Here is a 16,097-nt window from a genome sequence, read left to right on the forward strand (position 1 = left end):
CCATCATGTCGATCACCGCGACCTTTTTACCCAGAGGGTCGGCCTGCGCCTGGAGTTTTGCCTGCTCGTATTTCACCTGGGGCCCCAGCAGAACGATGTCGGCCGTCGCGATGTTGTCTTTAAACTCCGCAACCGGAACGGCTTTAATGGTGACTTCTACTCCTTTTTTCTGCGCGGCGTCTTTCATACGTTGAACCAGCATGCTGGTTGACATTCCCGCTGCACAGCATAAAACGATGTTCTTCATAATCAGCCTCGATCTACATGTGTTTATTGATAATTATCCCGTGCAGAACGCTTCAACAACCGCTTTACCGCGATTGTGTGTCAGGCATCACAAAGAAATCAGCATTTTTCTGAAACCGGTTACAATTTGCCAGCCATCGCGAAAATCAGCCGACGGAGGTGCGAAGAATGCGGTTTTTCCCCTGCCGCTTCGCACTGTAGAGAGCGTTATCCACACTTTCTACAAATTGCTCCAGCGGTTCGAAATGCCACTCCCCAAGACCACTGCTGAACGTGACCCGCAGGTTTTCCTCCCGCCAGACGCGCTTTTCAACCGCGGTACGCCATGCCTCCAGTAAGGAGAAGGCGTCCGCGATCTGCCCGGCCTGGAAGACCACCGCGAACTCCTCTCCACCGTAGCGGTAAACCGGGACATGGTGCGGCTGCATAATCTGGATCCCTTCACGGGCTACGTTGCGCAGGACAATATCACCGGTCAGGTGGCCCAGGGTGTCGTTAATCGACTTAAAGTTATCGATATCTACCAGCGCCATCGCAAACGGCTGCTGGGCATTCAGCAGTTCCGCGACATCGCTGTCGAATGCGCGGCGGTTTTTACAGCCCGTCAGCGCATCGTGAGTCGCCTGGCGCACATAGGCCATCTCGCGCTCTTTATTCGACTGGATCGTGTGGCTCAGCATGGCTTCAAGACGCGGTGCCTCGCTGACATCGCCGGTTTTGATGGCATTGATAATGTGCATCAGCACGCTACGCGAGGCGTGTCGGAGGTATAAGCCAAAGAGAATGATAATGATGGCCGCCAGCGCGAATCCCCAGCCAACAATCGTCGTTTCGTGGCGGGTAATATCGGTGAGCGTATCACCTGATACCCGGTAGATGACAAACCAGTCCGGGTTAGTAAAGGAGTAGTAGTAATACCAGGCATTGCTTTTCTTGTCGTACAGGTGGCCTTCGCCGCTGGTCATTTTATCCATCAGCGCTTCGCTTACGTACTTTTTGAAAAGCGCGCCGGTATCAGGGTGAAGCACGACGGCACCGTCACGTTCGACGACGAAGAATTCTCCCTGCACGGGCGCCACCATCTGGCGCAGCGTATAGCCCATTGAGGTCAAATCGAGATGAAACGCGATGGTTCCCTTTAGCCTTCCTTCCGGTGAAATCAACGGCTTATAGAGGGTTACTGTCGGATGGCCGGTGAAGTAGTCCATGTAGGGGCGCGTATAGTGGCTGAAGATACTGGCTTCCGCCTGGGCGATAAACCACGGGCGCGTCCGGGGATCGAAGGTTTTACTCTTCTCCGTGGGAAGTACTTCCGGTGCGCGCAGATAATGCCCCTGCGTGTCGGCAAGCGAAATGGAGGAGACGGTCGGCATTAGGTTTTGCAAATGCATCACCATCTGCAGCCCCTGCGTCGGGTTGACGTTCAGCGTTTCGTTTAGCCTGTCGTCGCGCGCGAAGTATATCGCGGCACGGCCAAGGATATAGTCATTTTCACGCAGGATAGATTCGGTGTAGTTCACCGCCAGGTTGTGCGTGAAATTGCTATTAATCTTGTGATAATCCTCAAGAAAATCTTTTCGCTGCGAAAGCGTCACCGCAATCGCGATCACCGCAAAACTGCAGAGGATCCCCGCGAAGCTGAGCATGATTGGCCGGGTAAAAGAGAGCTTTTTGCTGTGAAGTGCCATGAGTTGTACATCGATCCTGATGGTGAATACTTTTCGTCTGCCGATATCCTCTCAGCATAGTCGCTGTCCTGCGGTTAGCGGTGAATTATACGGAACATGATTACTGACGGGATGATTTATCTTAAGGATCATTAAGAAAATGCTTATTAAACGGGCGTGCGCTTTTTGTGCAATTAATCAGAGGCAGGGCGAAACGAGGAAGAAGCTTTTCGCCCTGGACAGCATCCGTTGCTGACCCTGCGACGATAAAAAACCGGATGAGTGCTGGCAATCATCCGGTTGTGACTCTCCGTAGCGCCTCGACACTTTTTTATCGGGTTGCGGTACGTTGCAACGTTATTGTGAGGCTCTTCCCAGCCAGCTGTCCCAGTCTTTCCAGACCGGTTGTAATCCCTGAGCGCTCAGGGCGGCAGCGACCGCTTCCGGACGCCGCCCGTCATGCGGTACAAACTGCTCCAGCTCCGGGCGATCGTCGGCGTAGCCTCCAGGTTGCGTTTTGGAAAACGCGCTGACGTTGTTGATCGCGAGCGGGACCACGCGATCGCGAAACGCCGGCGATTCACGCGTTGACAGGGATAACTCCACTTCCGGCGCGAGCAGGCGAAACGCGCAGATGGTCTGCACCAGCTGGCGCTCATCCATAAGCGACGCCGGTTCAATCCCGCCTGCGCAAGGTCGCAGCCGGGGGAAAGAGATAGAATAACGGCTCTGCCAGTAGTGCTGCTGGAGCCACAGGAGATGTTCCGCCACCATGTAGCAATCCACCCGCCAGCTGTCGGAGAGCCCGATCAGCGCGCCCAGACCGATTTTGTCGATCCCAGCGCGGCCCAGCCTGTCCGGGGTCTCCAGGCGGAAGATGAAATCCTGTTTCTTCCCCTTAAGATGATGCCGGGCATAGGTCGCCTCATGGTACGTTTCCTGATAGACCATGACCCCATCCAGACCGAGCGTTTTGAGCTCCGCGTACTCCTCCTGCGAAAGAGGCTGCACTTCCATCTGCAACGACGCGAACTGACGACGAATAGCGGGAAGGTGCTGGCGAAAATAGTCCATTCCCACCTTCCCCTGATGTTCGCCCGTTACCAGCAGCAGATGCTCAAAGCCCATTTCACGGATGGCCGTACACTCACGGGCAATCTCACCCTCATCGAGCGTTTTACGTTTGATGCGGTTGCTCATGGAGAAACCGCAGTAGGTACAGTCATTAGCGCACAGATTCGAAAGATAGAGCGGTACGTAGAAGCTCACCGTGTTGCCAAAGCGCTGACGGGTAAGCCGCTGGGCACGCTGGGCCATCGGTTCGAGGTACGCGCTGGCTGCCGGCGAGAGCAGGGCCATCAGATCTTCACGGGTAAGATGTCGGGCCTGCAACGCCCGCTCCACGTCGGCCGCCGTTTTGCTGTTGATGCGCAGGGCAATGTCGTCCCAGTTAAGCTGCCGCCAGCGCTCGGTAAATGTCCTCATGAGATCGCCTCCAGAAAACCGGTCAGCGGGCTGGTGGCCTGTGCCTGAAAACTGCGTGAACCGGGGCCGGACGCTCTTGCCAGCAAGCCGGCTTCGACAGCCATGCGGAACGCGCGGGCCATCATGACCGGATCGTCGGCAACCGCGATGGCGGTGTTCACCAGTACCGCATCGGCACCCATCTCCAGCGCCTGCGCGGCGTGGCTGGGTACGCCAATGCCAGCATCAACCACCACCGGTACGGTGGCCTGTTCGATGATGATTTCCAGCATCGCGCGGGTTTCCAGCCCCTGATTGGAGCCGATAGGCGCGCCCAACGGCATGACGGCGGCGCAGCCGACCTCTTCCAGCCGTTTACACAGCACGGGATCGGCCCCGCAGTAAGGCAGAACAGTAAAGCCTTGCTGCACCAGCTTTTCAGCCGCTTTCAGCGTTTCGATGGGATCGGGCAGCAGCCAGCGCGCGTCCGGGTGAATTTCCAGCTTGAGCCAGCGTGTGCCCAGCGCTTCACGGGCCAGCTGAGCCGCAAAAATCGCCTCCTCGGCGGTTTTCGCACCGGAGGTGTTGGGCAGCAGCGTGACGCCCGCTTCCAGTAAGGGAGCCAGAATGGCGTCGCTGTGGTGGCGCAGATCCACGCGCTTGAGCGCCAGCGTCACCAGCTGGCTGCCGCTTTCCCGAATGGCGTCCACCATCAGCTGCGGCGAGGCGAATTTCCCGGTTCCGGTAAACAGATGCGAATCAAAAATTTTATCGGCAATACGTAACATCTCAGCCCCCTGCGATAACCTGAAACAGCAGGATCTGGTCGCCCTCATTGACCTGCTGATGTTCCCACTGCTCGCGCGGCAGGATCTGTTGATTGAGTGCCAGCGCCGTTCCCGGCCTGAGCTGGCGCAGCTTGTCGAGCAGGACGGCAACGGTGAGGCCGTCATCGCATTTCATCGGCTCATCGTTAAACAGAATGCGCATCGTGGCCTCCGCATACCGGGCAGCGGCTGTCACGGTGCAGCGCCAGGTGGCGCCAGCCGCTGGAGCGGGCATCAAACAGCCGCAGGGTATTGCGTTCCGTCTCCATGCCGCTGAGTAGCTTGATGGCTTCCAGCGCCTGCATGGTGCCCATTACGCCGACCACCGGACCAAGAATGCCTGCCGTGCGGCAGTTGCGTTCCGGTTCGGCATCATCCGGCCACAGGCAGCGATAGCAGCCCTGTGCCCACGGTGGCGTCAGGACCATCATCTGGCCGCCGAACCCCACCGCACTGGCGGTGACGAGGGGGGTATGCGTGGCCACGCAGGCGGCGTTGATCGCCTGGCGCGTCGCCATATTGTCGGTACAGTCCAGCACCACATCAGCAAGGGCGACTTCACGCTGCAAATGTTCGCCGCTGAGCCGCTCCTGGCGCGCAATAAGCGTAATATCCGGGTTCAACTGATTCAGCCGTTGGCGGGTAATACGCGCTTTGGGCTGGTTGACATCCTCCGTGGTAAAAAGGATTTGGCGCTGCAGGTTACTGAGATGCACGTCGTCGTCATCGGCCAGCACCAGCGTGCCCACGCCGGCGCCTGCCAGATAGAGCGCGGCAGGTGCGCCTAATCCTCCCAGACCAACAATCAGCGCCCGGCTGGCGAGCAGTTTTTGCTGCCCGTCGATGGCAATATCCTCCAGCAGGATCTGGCGGCTGTAGCGCATAAAATCACGATCATTCATCACCTGCTCCTGCCAGCTGTAACAGCTGTTCGGTGGCGGTCTGCCAGTTTGCGGCCTGAGTGATGGCGCTGACGACGGCAATACTGCCAACGCCCATCTCCAGCACCGCCGGCACCCGTTCAAGGCTAATGCCGCCGATGGCGACGGTAGGATAATCGGCAAGGCGTTTGACGTGACCCGCCAGCTGCGTCAGCCCCTGCGGTGCGGAGGGCATCTGTTTGGTTTGCGTCGGAAAGACGTGACCGAGCGCGATATAGGAGGGGCGAGCCGTCAGCGCCACGTCGATCTCCATGTCGTCGTGCGTTGACACCCCCAGCCGTAATCCGGCGTCCCGGATAGCGCTCAGGTCCGTTGTTTCCAGATCCTCCTGACCCAGATGCACGCCGTAAGCCTGGTGCTTAACGGCCAGTCGCCAGTAGTCGTTGATAAACAGACGGGCGTGATACTGACGCCCCAGCGCAATGGCGGCGACCACATCCGCCTCCACCTCGTCATCGTGTTTATCCTTGATGCGCAACTGGATCGTGCGAACGCCGGCCTCCAGCAAGCGCTCTATCCACGCCACGCTGTCCACCACCGGATAGAGCCCTAAACGGTAGGGAACGGGCGGAAAATCGGGCTGATACATTACGCCTCCTCTTTTTTGAGGTAGATTTCGCCGCCTTTGGCGCGGAAGGTTTCAGACATGTCCGCCATGCCCACTTCAATGGTTTGCGTGGCGGCGTAGTCGCGTACCTCCTGGCTGATTTTCATCGAGCAGAATTTCGGTCCGCACATGGAGCAGAAGTGCGCGACTTTGCCCGATTCCTGCGGCAGGGTCTCGTCGTGATAGGCGCGGGCGGTGAACGGGTCCAGCGCCAGGTTGAACTGATCTTCCCAGCGGAATTCAAAGCGCGCCTTCGACATGGCGTTATCGCGGATTTGCGCGCCGGGATGGCCTTTCGCCAGGTCCGCAGCGTGGGCGGCGATTTTGTAGGTAATCAGCCCCTGCTTCACGTCCTCTTTGTTAGGCAGACCGAGGTGCTCTTTCGGCGTCACATAGCAGAGCATGGCGCAGCCGAACCAGCCAATCATCGCCGCCCCAATCCCGGAGGTGAAGTGGTCATAGCCTGGCGCAATATCGGTGGTCAGCGGCCCCAGGGTGTAGAATGGCGCTTCGTGGCAGTGCTCCAGCTCTTCGGTCATGTTGCGGCGGATCATCTGCATCGGCACATGTCCCGGGCCTTCAATCATCACCTGCACGTCATACTCCCAGGCGATTTTGGTCAGCTCGCCCAGGGTATGCAGCTCGGCAAATTGCGCTTCGTCGTTCGCGTCGCGAATAGAGCCCGGACGCAGGCCATCCCCCAGCGACAGGGAGACATCGTACGCGGCGCAGATTTCGCAGATCTCGTGGAAGTGTTCGTAGAGGAAGTTCTCTTTATGGTGCGACAGGCACCATTTGGCCATGATGGAGCCGCCGCGTGAGACAATACCGGTCAGACGTTTCGCCGTCATCGGCACGTAGCGCAGCAGTACGCCCGCGTGAATGGTGAAGTAGTCTACGCCCTGTTCAGCCTGCTCCAGCAGCGTGTCGCGGAAGGCTTCCCAGGTGAGGTCTTCGGCAATGCCGTTGACCTTCTCCAGGGCCTGGTAGACGGGCACCGTTCCGATAGGGACCGGGCTGTTACGCAGGATCCACTCGCGGGTTTCGTGAATATAGCGCCCGGTTGAGAGATCCATGACCGTGTCCGCACCCCAGCGCGTTGACCAGACGAGCTTTTCCACCTCTTCTTCGATGGAAGAGGTGACGGCCGAGTTACCGATATTGGCGTTAACCTTCACCAGGAAATTGCGGCCGATAATCATCGGCTCAGATTCCGGGTGGTTGATGTTGGCGGGGATAATCGCACGGCCTGCGGCCACCTCATCACGCACAAACTCCGGCGTGATGTTCTCCGGCAGGCGAGCGCCAAAGCCTTCGCCCGGATGCTGATGGCGGAGCACTTCGCTGCGGATGCGCTCGCGCCCCATGTTTTCACGGATAGCGATAAACTCCATCTCCGGCGTGACGATACCCTGGCGCGCATAGTGCAACTGGGTCACACGTTTGCCCGCTTTCGCCCGTTTCGGCGTCAACAGTCCGGCGAAGCGCAGCTCATCAAGACCGTCGTCGGCCAGACGCGCTTTGGTGTAAGCCGAACTGCGGTCAGACAGCGCTTCGCAGTCATTACGTTCGTCAATCCATGGCTGGCGCAGTTTCGCCAGACCCTGCTGCACGTTAATGGCAACAGCAGGATCGCCGTACGGGCCGGAGGTGTCATACACCGGCACGGCTTCGTTTTCTTCATACTGCGGGTTATCTTTGCTGCCGCCGATAAGCGTCGGGCTCAGCTGGATTTCACGCATCGGGACGCGGATATCGGCCCGGGAGCCGGAAATGTAGATGCGTATTGAGTTCGGGAAAGCAGTGCCTTCCAGGGTATCAATAAAGTGTTGGGCCTGTGCGCGCTGTTCGCGGCGGGTCAGTTTTGCAGTAGACATAGCTCATTCCAAAAGTGAAGGACATGGCTTGTCAGACGACGGATGAAGCAAGAGAGGATCGCCCAGGGGGCGATACAACAGCAGTGTGACTCTTGTTCCCTTCGCAGGTATTAACCTGATCAGGTTCCGCGGATCCCGAATTAACGGTCTCAGCCCGGCTTTCGCTCTGGGCACTCCGACAAGAAAAATCCCCCTCGTGAGAGGGGCGAATGGTTGTAAATTACTCGTTAACGATTAAGAACTCAAGCAGGGCGCACGATGTTATCTTCGGGGCTGGCATCCAGGACGAGGCTAATCAGCTTATCTTCCAGCGTGAATCGCTCTTCCAGCGCTTCGCCAAGGTCGGAAAGCGCCTGCTGGAACTCAAGATAGTTATCGTGATCGATGGCGTTCTCAAGCGTGGAATCGTAGTAGTCCATGATCTGCTGGGTGTTGGCTTCCAGCAGCGGATAGAGCTTGCTGGCCGCTAAATACGGTGTTGTCCCTTCCATTTCGCGGATAATGCGTTCATAAATATTGAAATGGCCGTCGGACAGATAGTCGACCAGGCTCTGACAAAAATCATCCAGCGCTTTTTCATTCAACCGCATAAACGATTCTTTGCCAGGCTTAATACCGACCAGATTGTAATAAGCCACGAGTAGATGCTTGCGCACATGTAGCCAGCGATCCACCAGTTTGTTACTTCCTCTAACGCGCTCAGTCAGGCTTTCCAGCTGGTTTAACATGGTCGACTCCGCAAAGTGTAGGATTGAATCTGCTCATCCAGAATGTAACCACAATGCTAACAACATGTCAGTGAAGCGAAGGTAGTGCAATAGATATGGATCGTATTATTGAAAAATCAGATCTCGGTTGGTGGATCGTCAGTCACGAACAAAAATTATGGCTTCCTGACGGGGAGATCCCTTATGGCGCAGCAGAGAGGTTCGATCTTGTGGGCCAGCCGGCGCTGAAGATCGGCGAATGGCAGGGAGATGCGGTGTGGTTGATCCAACAACCCCGCCGTCAGGAGATGGGATCGGTTCGACAGGTGTTGGATCTGGATGTGGGCCTGTTCCAGCTGGCGGGGCGCGGTGTACAGCTGGCGGAGTTTTACCGCTCGCATAAATATTGCGGCTACTGCGGTCACACCATGCACCCGAGCAAAACCGAGTGGGCGATGCTCTGCAGCCACTGCCGCGAACGCTACTACCCACAAATTGCGCCGTGCATTATCGTCGCTATCCGCCGGGAGGATTCTATTTTGCTGGCCCAGCATACCCGTCATCGCAACGGCATTCACACCGTGCTGGCTGGCTTCGTTGAGGTGGGTGAAACGCTGGAGCAGGCGGTGGCGCGCGAGGTGATGGAGGAGAGCGGGATCAAAGTGAAGAACCTGCGCTACGTGACCTCCCAGCCCTGGCCCTTCCCGCAGTCGCTGATGACGGCCTTTATGGCCGAATACGACAGCGGCGAGATCGTTATCGATCAGAAAGAGCTGCTGGAAGCGAACTGGTATCGCTATGACGATTTACCGCTCCTTCCCCCACCGGGCACCGTGGCGCGTCGGCTGATAGAAGATACCGTGGCGATGTGTCGGGCCGAGTATGAGTAGTGTTACACTGGGGCCATGACGCTTAAGGAACTGCAAAAATGACCGAACTGAAGAACGATCGTTATCTGCGTGCGCTGCTGCGCCAGCCCGTTGATGTCACCCCGGTATGGATGATGCGCCAGGCGGGACGCTATTTGCCAGAGTACAAAGCCACGCGCGCGCAGGCGGGTGATTTTATGTCGCTGTGCAAAAACGCCGAGCTGGCCTGCGAAGTGACGCTCCAGCCGCTGCGTCGCTTCCCGCTGGATGCCGCCATTCTCTTTTCGGACATTCTGACCATTCCGGACGCGATGGGCCTTGGGCTCTATTTCGAAACCGGTGAAGGCCCGCGTTTTACCTCCCCGATCAAAAGCAAAGCGGATGTCGATAAGCTGCCGATCCCCGATCCGGAAGGAGAACTGGGGTATGTGATGAACGCCGTGCGCACCATTCGCCGCGAGCTGAAAGGCGAAGTGCCGCTGATTGGTTTTTCCGGCAGCCCATGGACGCTGGCGACCTATATGGTTGAAGGGGGCAGCAGCAAAGCCTTCACCCAGATTAAAAAGATGATGTACGCCGAGCCGCTGGCCCTGCATGCGCTTCTCGACAAGCTGGCGAAGAGCGTCACGCTCTACCTCAACGCGCAGATTAAAGCGGGTGCGCAGTCGGTCATGATTTTCGACACCTGGGGTGGCGTGCTGACCGGCCGCGATTATCAGCAGTTCTCGCTGTACTACATGCACAAAATCGTCGATGGCCTGTTGCGTGAAAACGAAGGCCGCCGCGTGCCGGTGACGCTGTTCACCAAAGGTGGCGGTCAGTGGCTGGAAGCCATGGCGGCAACCGGCTGTGACGCGCTGGGTCTCGACTGGACCACCGATATCGCTGATGCCCGCCGCCGCGTGGGCGACAAAGTGGCGCTGCAGGGCAATATGGATCCTTCCATGCTCTACGCACCGCCTGCCCGCATTGAGGAAGAAGTGTCGACTATACTGTCTGGTTTCGGCAAGGGTGAAGGACACGTCTTTAACCTTGGCCATGGTATTCATCAGGATGTGCCGCCAGAGCACGCTGGCGTATTTGTGGAGGCGGTGCATCGGCTTTCTGCCCAGTATCACCAGTAAGGAGTGGTTATGGATCTCGCGTCGCTACGCGCTCAGCAAATCGAACTGGCTTCATCAGTGATCCGTGAGGATCGGCTGGATAAGGATCCTCCCCAGTACATTGGCGGGGCCGACGTTGGGTTCGAGCAGGGCGGTGAAGTGACGCGAGCGGCAATGGTGGTTCTGAAATACCCTTCGCTTGAGCTGGTGGAATACAAGGTGGCGCGTATCGCCACCACCATGCCCTACATTCCCGGTTTTCTCTCCTTTCGTGAATATCCCGCGCTGCTGACCGCGTGGGAGCAACTTTCGCAAAAACCCGACCTGCTGTTTGTCGATGGACACGGTATCTCACACCCGCGCCGTTTAGGCGTTGCCAGCCACTTTGGGCTGCTGGTGGATGTGCCGACCATTGGCGTCGCCAAGAAACGTCTCTGCGGCGCGTTTGAACCCCTTTCCGCTGAGCCGGGCGCGCTGGCGCCGCTTATCCATAAAGGGGAGCAGCTGGCATGGGTCTGGCGCAGTAAAGCCCGTTGTAACCCGCTGTTTATCGCCACCGGGCATCGGGTAAGCATGGACAGCGCTCTGGCGTGGGTGCAGCGCTGTATGAAGGGCTACCGTTTACCGGAACCCACGCGCTGGGCAGACGCCGTGGCCTCTTCGCGTCCAGCTTTTGTTCGTTGGCAGGAAATTCAGCGATGATTCAGGTAAACTGCGCCTAATTTTCGATTCGAGAGATCATCATGCTACAAAACCCGATTCACCTGCGCCTGGAAAAGCTGGAAAGCTGGCAGCACGTCACCTTTATGGCTTGCCTGTGCGAGCGCATGTATCCCAACTATGCCGCGTTTTGTAAGGAGACGGGCTTTGGCGATGGGCATATTTATCGTCGCATTCTGGACCTGATCTGGGAAACGCTGACGGTGAAAGACGCGAAGGTGAATTTCGACTCTCAGCTGGAAAAGCTGGAAGAGGCGATTCCGGTTGCGGATGATTTTGACCTGTATGGCGTCTACCCGGCGATTGATGCCTGCGTGGCGTTAAGCGAACTGCTTCACTCCCGTCTGAGTGGCGAAACGCTGGAGCATGCTATCGAAGTCAGTAAAGCGTCTATCACCACCGTGGCGATGCTGGAAATGACCCAGGAAGGTCGTGAAATGACCGACGAAGAGCTGCGTGCAAACCCGGCCGTAGAGCAAGAATGGGACATTCAGTGGGAAATTTTCCGCCTGCTGGCAGAGTGTGAAGAACGCGATATTGAGCTGATAAAAGGGCTGCGCGCGGACTTACGTGAGGCCGGCGAGAGCAATATTGGTATAATTTTTAACCAATGAGATAAGAAAACTTGAGATAACGCCCGTTTTGTCGCTCCTCGACTCTTCCCTTTCGACCCTTGTCTGGTCTACATTTGGGGGGCGAAAAAAAGTGGCTATCGGTGCGTGTATGCAGGAGAGTGCTTTTTTGGCATTTTCGTCGCACTCGATGCTTAGCAAGCGATAAACACATTGAAAGGATAACTTATGAACAAGACTCAACTGATTGATGTAATTGCGGACAAGGCTGATCTGTCTAAAGTGCAGGCTAAAGCTGCTCTGGAATCTACCCTGGCTGCTATTACTGAGTCTCTGAAAGAAGGTGATGCTGTACAACTGGTTGGTTTCGGTACCTTCAAAGTGAACCACCGCGCTGAGCGTACTGGCCGCAACCCGCAGACCGGTAAAGAAATCAAAATCGCCGCAGCTAACGTGCCGGCATTTGTTTCTGGTAAAGCACTGAAAGACGCTGTTAAGTAAGACGCGTGGCAGTGAACAGTTTTAGCGAAGGGGCGGCAACGCCCCTTTTGTCTTTCTGGCGTGGAACGCTCGCGCTGGCAGGCATGCTGTTGCTGTCAGCCTGTAGCCACGATACCTCTCTGCCACCGTTTACCGCCAGTGGCTACGCGGATAACCAGGGTGCGGTCAGGATCTGGCGTAAAGATACCGGCGGTGAAGTTCATCTGCTCTCTGCGTTTAGCCCGTGGCATAACGGCAATACGTCGACGGCGGAATATCGCTGGCAGGGCGATGAGCTGTCGCTCATTGAACTGAACGTCTACAGCAAAACCCCCGAACATGTGAAAGTGCGTTTTGACGACCACGGTGAGCTAAGCTTTATGCAGCGTGAAGTCAGCGGTCAAAAACAGCAGCTTTCCAGCGATCAAATCGCGCTCTACCGTTACCGTGCTGAACAAATCCGCCAGACCAGCGATGCGCTGCGTCAGGGCCGCGTCGTGCTGCGCCAGGGGCGCTGGCATACTGATGGGACGGTGACAACCTGCGAAGGGCAGACCATCAAGCCTGATCTCGAATCCTGGGCCATCGAACACATCGAACGCCGTCAGCGGCATTCATCAATGGAAGTGAGTGTGGCGTGGCTTGACGCGCCGGAAGGCTCTCAGCTGCTGCTGGTGGCTAACGAAGACTTCTGCACCTGGCAGCCGACAGAGAAGAGTTTCTGAGTTCTGTGGATTAAGCCGGATGGCGCTAACGCTTATCCGGCCTACGAACGATCCCCTCTCCCTTTGGGAGAGGGTTAGGGTGAGGGGAAATTACTCCCCCTGCTCACGCGCAATCGCGCGATAGCCGATATCCTGGCGGCTAAAGCTACCGTTCCAGTGAATATCCGCCATCAGCGCATAGGCGCGTTTCTGTGCTTCTGCTACGGTATGGCCCAGCGCGGTGGCACACAGCACGCGTCCGCCGTTGGTCAGTACGCGGTCATCGTCAGCCAGCTTCGTTCCGGCGTGGAATACCTTCGCGTCTTCAACCTCTTCCAGCGGCAGGCCGTGGATCTCATCACCGGTGTTGTAGTGGCCAGGGTATCCACCCGCAGCAATGACTACGCCCAGTGACGCACGCTCGTCCCACTCGGACGTTTTCTCGTCCAGCTTACCTTCGCACGCCGCCAGGCACAGTTCTACCAGGTCGGATTTCATGCGCAGCATGATGGGCTGGGTTTCCGGATCGCCAAAGCGGCAGTTGAATTCTATGACCTTAGGATTACCCTGTTTGTCGATCATCAGGCCCGCATAGAGGAAACCGGTGTACGTATTCCCCTCGGCAGCCATCCCTTTGACGGTTGGCCAGATGATGCGCTCCATCGTGCGCTGGTGCACTTCATCAGTGACCACCGGAGCAGGGGAGTAAGCCCCCATTCCGCCGGTATTCGGGCCGGTATCGCCATTGCCCACACGCTTATGATCCTGGCTGGTGGCCATCGGCAGAACGTGCTCGCCGTCGACCATCACGATAAAGCTCGCCTCTTCGCCGTCGAGGAACTCTTCAATCACAATGCGGTGGCCCGCATCGCCAAAAGCATTGCCTGCCAGCATATCCTGAACCGCGGCTTCAGCTTCTTCGAGCGTCATCGCTACGATCACGCCTTTCCCGGCAGCCAGACCGTCGGCCTTAATGACAATCGGTGCGCCTTTTTCACGCAGGTAAGCCAGAGCGGGCTCAACCTCTGTGAAGTTCTGGTATTCCGCCGTCGGGATATTGTGACGTGCGAGGAAATCTTTGGTGAAAGCTTTGGAGCCCTCCAGCTGGGCAGCACCTTCCGTTGGGCCGAAGATTTTCAGGCCTGCCGCGCGGAACGCATCCACCACGCCAATCACCAGCGGCGCTTCCGGGCCGACGATGGTCAGGTCGATTTTCTCGCTTTGGGCAAAGCTCAGCAGCGCCGGAATGTCGGTCACGCCGATAGCCACGTTCTGCAGCGCGGGTTCCAGGGCGGTACCGGCGTTGCCCGGCGCCACGAAGACCGTTTTCACCCGCGGAGACTGGGCCGCTTTCCATGCCAGAGCGTGCTCGCGTCCGCCGTTACCAATCACTAATACTTTCATTTTCTGCTCCGGAAATTAATGGCGGAAGTGACGCATGTCGGTGAAGATCATCGCAATGCCGTGTTCGTCGGCAGCGGCAATCACTTCGTCGTCACGGATAGAACCACCCGGCTGGATCACGCAGGTGATGCCTACCGCGGCAGCCGCGTCGATACCGTCACGGAACGGGAAGAAGGCATCAGAGGCCATGGCGGAGCCTTTCACTTCCAGACCTTCATCGCCTGCTTTAATGCCCGCGATTTTCGCCGAGTAAACGCGGCTCATCTGGCCTGCGCCTATCCCGATGGTCATGTTCTCTTTGGCGTAAACAATGGCGTTGGATTTGACGAACTTCGCCACTTTCCAGCAGAACAGCGCGTCACGCAGCTCCTGCTCTGTTGGCTGACGCTTGGTCACCACGCGCAGGTCGGCTTCTGTCACCATACCCAGATCGCGGTCCTGAACCAGCAGGCCGCCGTTCACGCGTTTGAAGTCCAGGCCCGGAACGCGTTCCGCCCACTGGCCGCAAACCAGGACGCGCACGTTCTGTTTCGCCGCAGTGATCTTCAGCGCTTCTTCAGACGCCGATGGCGCGATGATCACTTCAACAAACTGACGGGAGATAATGGCCTGTGCGGTTTCGGCATCCAGTTCGCGGTTAAACGCGATAATGCCGCCGAAGGCAGACGTCGGGTCGGTTTTATACGCGCGGTCATAGGCATCCAGAATGGAGGTGCTCACGGCAACGCCGCATGGGTTTGCGTGCTTGACGATAACGCAGGCTGGCTCGCTGAATTCTTTCACGCATTCCAGCGCGGCGTCGGTATCGGCAATGTTGTTATAGGAGAGCGCCTTACCCTGAACCTGCCGGGCGGTCGCAACAGAGGCTTCTTTTACCTCTTCTTCTATATAGAAAGCAGCCTGCTGGTGGCTGTTCTCACCGTAACGCATATCCTGCTTCTTGATGAAGTTCAGGTTCAGGGTGCGCGGGAAGCGACCGGAAGGATCTTTACTTTCACCGTGGTAAGCCGGTACCAGGCTACCGAAGTAGTTGGCAATCATGCTGTCGTACGCGGCGGTGTGTTCGAAGGCTTTGATGGCGAGGTCGAAACGCGTTTCCAGGGTCAGTGACCCTTCGTTGGCGTCCATCTCATTAATAATGGCTTCGTAATCGCTGCTCTTTACGACGATGGCGACATCTTTATGGTTCTTGGCTGCGGAGCGCACCATGGTCGGGCCGCCGATATCAATATTTTCTACGGCATCTTCCAGAGAGCAGCCTTCACGGGCAACGGTCTGGGCGAACGGATAGAGGTTAACGACAACCATGTCGATTGGCGCGATCTCATGCTGTTCCATAATGGCGTCGTCCTGACCGCGACGGCCAAGAATACCGCCGTGGACTTTTGGGTGCAGGGTTTTGACGCGTCCATCCATCATTTCCGGGAAACCGGTGTAATCGGACACTTCGGTTACCGGCAGACCTTTATCTGCTAACAGGCGAGCGGTACCGCCTGTAGAAAGCAGCTCCACACCGCGTGCAGAAAGTGCCTGAGCGAATTCGACGATACCGGCTTTATCAGAAACACTGAGCAGAGCGCGGCGGACTGGACGACGTTGTTGCATGGTAAATCCCCTGGATTTCACGATTACAGAGAGCGTTAGATGAATTTTCCTGTGAAAAACTCATCTAACACACCTGACGAGGCATCCTTGTGAAGCGCGAGCATTTTAACGAAAACGTTTGCGCAACGCTCGCACATTTTCACTTTTTCGTATCATTGTGGATAAGTCTGTGTGTAAAAAGGTATAAGGCGGGGTTTTGCTGTGGAATGCAGCAGTCAGTCATCTTTCTGTCATTTAGCGGTTGCGGCCTGCGGAGAACTCCCTATAATGCGCCTCCATCGACACGGCGGATGTGAATCACTTC

17 protein-coding genes and 1 riboswitch are annotated in these 16,097 nt (G+C 57.1%); of the genes, 6 read left to right on the plus strand and 11 right to left on the minus strand.

Annotated features, from left to right (window positions below; all coding sequences use genetic code 11):
* The 9 genes from LDK53_RS13315 to LDK53_RS13355 all read right to left on the minus strand — a co-directional run.
* On the minus strand, positions 1-247 hold a 247-nt coding region (locus tag LDK53_RS13315; RefSeq protein ID WP_225287372.1), incomplete at its 3' end, for a PTS sugar transporter subunit IIB.
* A 145-nt stretch (positions 248-392) separates the two neighbouring features.
* Positions 393-1,934 (minus strand): sensor domain-containing diguanylate cyclase, encoded by a 1,542-nt coding sequence (locus LDK53_RS13320; protein WP_225287373.1) that lies wholly within the window; start codon positions 1,932-1,934, stop codon positions 393-395.
* A 336-nt stretch (positions 1,935-2,270) separates the two neighbouring features.
* Entirely contained in the window at positions 2,271-3,398 is a 1,128-nt protein-coding gene (gene thiH / locus LDK53_RS13325) for a 2-iminoacetate synthase ThiH (protein WP_045286637.1), read from the minus strand.
* Positions 3,395-4,165, minus strand: coding sequence for a thiazole synthase (thiG, locus tag LDK53_RS13330; RefSeq protein WP_045286638.1), 771 nt, complete (start codon positions 4,163-4,165; stop codon positions 3,395-3,397). Before thiG ends, thiH begins: the two co-directional genes overlap by 4 nt.
* A gap of 1 nt (position 4,166) precedes the next feature.
* Positions 4,167-4,367 (minus strand): sulfur carrier protein ThiS, encoded by a 201-nt coding sequence (gene thiS / locus LDK53_RS13335; protein WP_025759613.1) that lies wholly within the window; start codon positions 4,365-4,367, stop codon positions 4,167-4,169.
* Entirely contained in the window at positions 4,351-5,106 is a 756-nt protein-coding gene (locus LDK53_RS13340) for a HesA/MoeB/ThiF family protein (RefSeq protein ID WP_126801725.1), read from the minus strand. The genes thiS and LDK53_RS13340 overlap by 17 nt, the downstream gene beginning before the upstream one ends.
* The gene (gene thiE, locus LDK53_RS13345; protein ID WP_225287374.1) at positions 5,099-5,734 is read right to left on the minus strand and encodes a thiamine phosphate synthase; all 636 of its coding nucleotides are present in this window, start codon (positions 5,732-5,734) and stop codon (positions 5,099-5,101) included. Before thiE ends, LDK53_RS13340 begins: the two co-directional genes overlap by 8 nt.
* Positions 5,734-7,629, minus strand: coding sequence for a phosphomethylpyrimidine synthase ThiC (thiC, locus tag LDK53_RS13350; RefSeq protein WP_225287375.1), 1,896 nt, complete (start codon positions 7,627-7,629; stop codon positions 5,734-5,736). The genes thiE and thiC overlap by 1 nt, the downstream gene beginning before the upstream one ends.
* 79 nt (positions 7,630-7,708) lie before the next feature.
* Positions 7,709-7,817, minus strand: a riboswitch (TPP riboswitch).
* A 54-nt stretch (positions 7,818-7,871) separates the two neighbouring features.
* A complete protein-coding gene (locus LDK53_RS13355; RefSeq protein WP_025759608.1) occupies positions 7,872-8,357 on the minus strand; it encodes an Rsd/AlgQ family anti-sigma factor in 486 nt (161 codons plus the stop codon).
* A gap of 95 nt (positions 8,358-8,452) precedes the next feature.
* On the opposite strand from LDK53_RS13355, the gene nudC reads away from it, so the two are divergent.
* The 6 genes from nudC to LDK53_RS13385 all read left to right on the plus strand — a co-directional run bounded on the left by nudC (position 8,453) and on the right by LDK53_RS13385 (position 12,805).
* Entirely contained in the window at positions 8,453-9,226 is a 774-nt protein-coding gene (gene nudC, locus LDK53_RS13360; RefSeq protein ID WP_025759607.1) for an NAD(+) diphosphatase, read from the plus strand.
* 38 nt (positions 9,227-9,264) lie between these two features.
* Positions 9,265-10,329, plus strand: a complete 1,065-nt coding sequence (gene hemE, locus LDK53_RS13365; protein WP_045286643.1) for a uroporphyrinogen decarboxylase — start codon at positions 9,265-9,267, stop codon at positions 10,327-10,329.
* Between the two features lie 9 nt (positions 10,330-10,338).
* Complete coding sequence (gene nfi / locus LDK53_RS13370) at positions 10,339-11,010, plus strand: deoxyribonuclease V (RefSeq protein WP_225287376.1); 672 nt, start codon at positions 10,339-10,341, stop codon at positions 11,008-11,010.
* Positions 11,011-11,051: 41 nt separating this feature from the next.
* Positions 11,052-11,642, plus strand: a complete 591-nt coding sequence (locus LDK53_RS13375; RefSeq protein ID WP_032644509.1) for a YjaG family protein — start codon at positions 11,052-11,054, stop codon at positions 11,640-11,642.
* Between the two features lie 186 nt (positions 11,643-11,828).
* Entirely contained in the window at positions 11,829-12,101 is a 273-nt protein-coding gene (gene hupA, locus LDK53_RS13380; RefSeq protein WP_002445246.1) for a nucleoid-associated protein HU-alpha, read from the plus strand.
* Between the two features lie 11 nt (positions 12,102-12,112).
* Positions 12,113-12,805 (plus strand): DUF1481 domain-containing protein, encoded by a 693-nt coding sequence (locus tag LDK53_RS13385; RefSeq protein ID WP_045286644.1) that lies wholly within the window; start codon positions 12,113-12,115, stop codon positions 12,803-12,805.
* A 90-nt stretch (positions 12,806-12,895) separates the two neighbouring features.
* Here LDK53_RS13385 and purD read toward each other — a convergent pair whose 3' ends face one another.
* Positions 12,896-14,188: a phosphoribosylamine--glycine ligase gene (purD, locus tag LDK53_RS13390; protein WP_225287377.1), complete on the minus strand. Its 1,293-nt coding sequence runs from the start codon at positions 14,186-14,188 to the stop codon at positions 12,896-12,898.
* 15 nt (positions 14,189-14,203) lie between these two features.
* Positions 14,204-15,793 carry a bifunctional phosphoribosylaminoimidazolecarboxamide formyltransferase/IMP cyclohydrolase gene (purH, locus tag LDK53_RS13395; protein ID WP_095442150.1) on the minus strand — a complete coding sequence of 530 codons (1,590 nt, stop codon included), beginning with the start codon at positions 15,791-15,793 and terminating at the stop codon, positions 14,204-14,206.
* Positions 15,794-16,097 lie beyond the last annotated feature (304 nt).

The sequence above is a fragment of the Enterobacter sp. K16B genome (assembly GCF_020216105.1).
GTDB lineage: Bacteria > Pseudomonadota > Gammaproteobacteria > Enterobacterales > Enterobacteriaceae > Enterobacter > Enterobacter sichuanensis.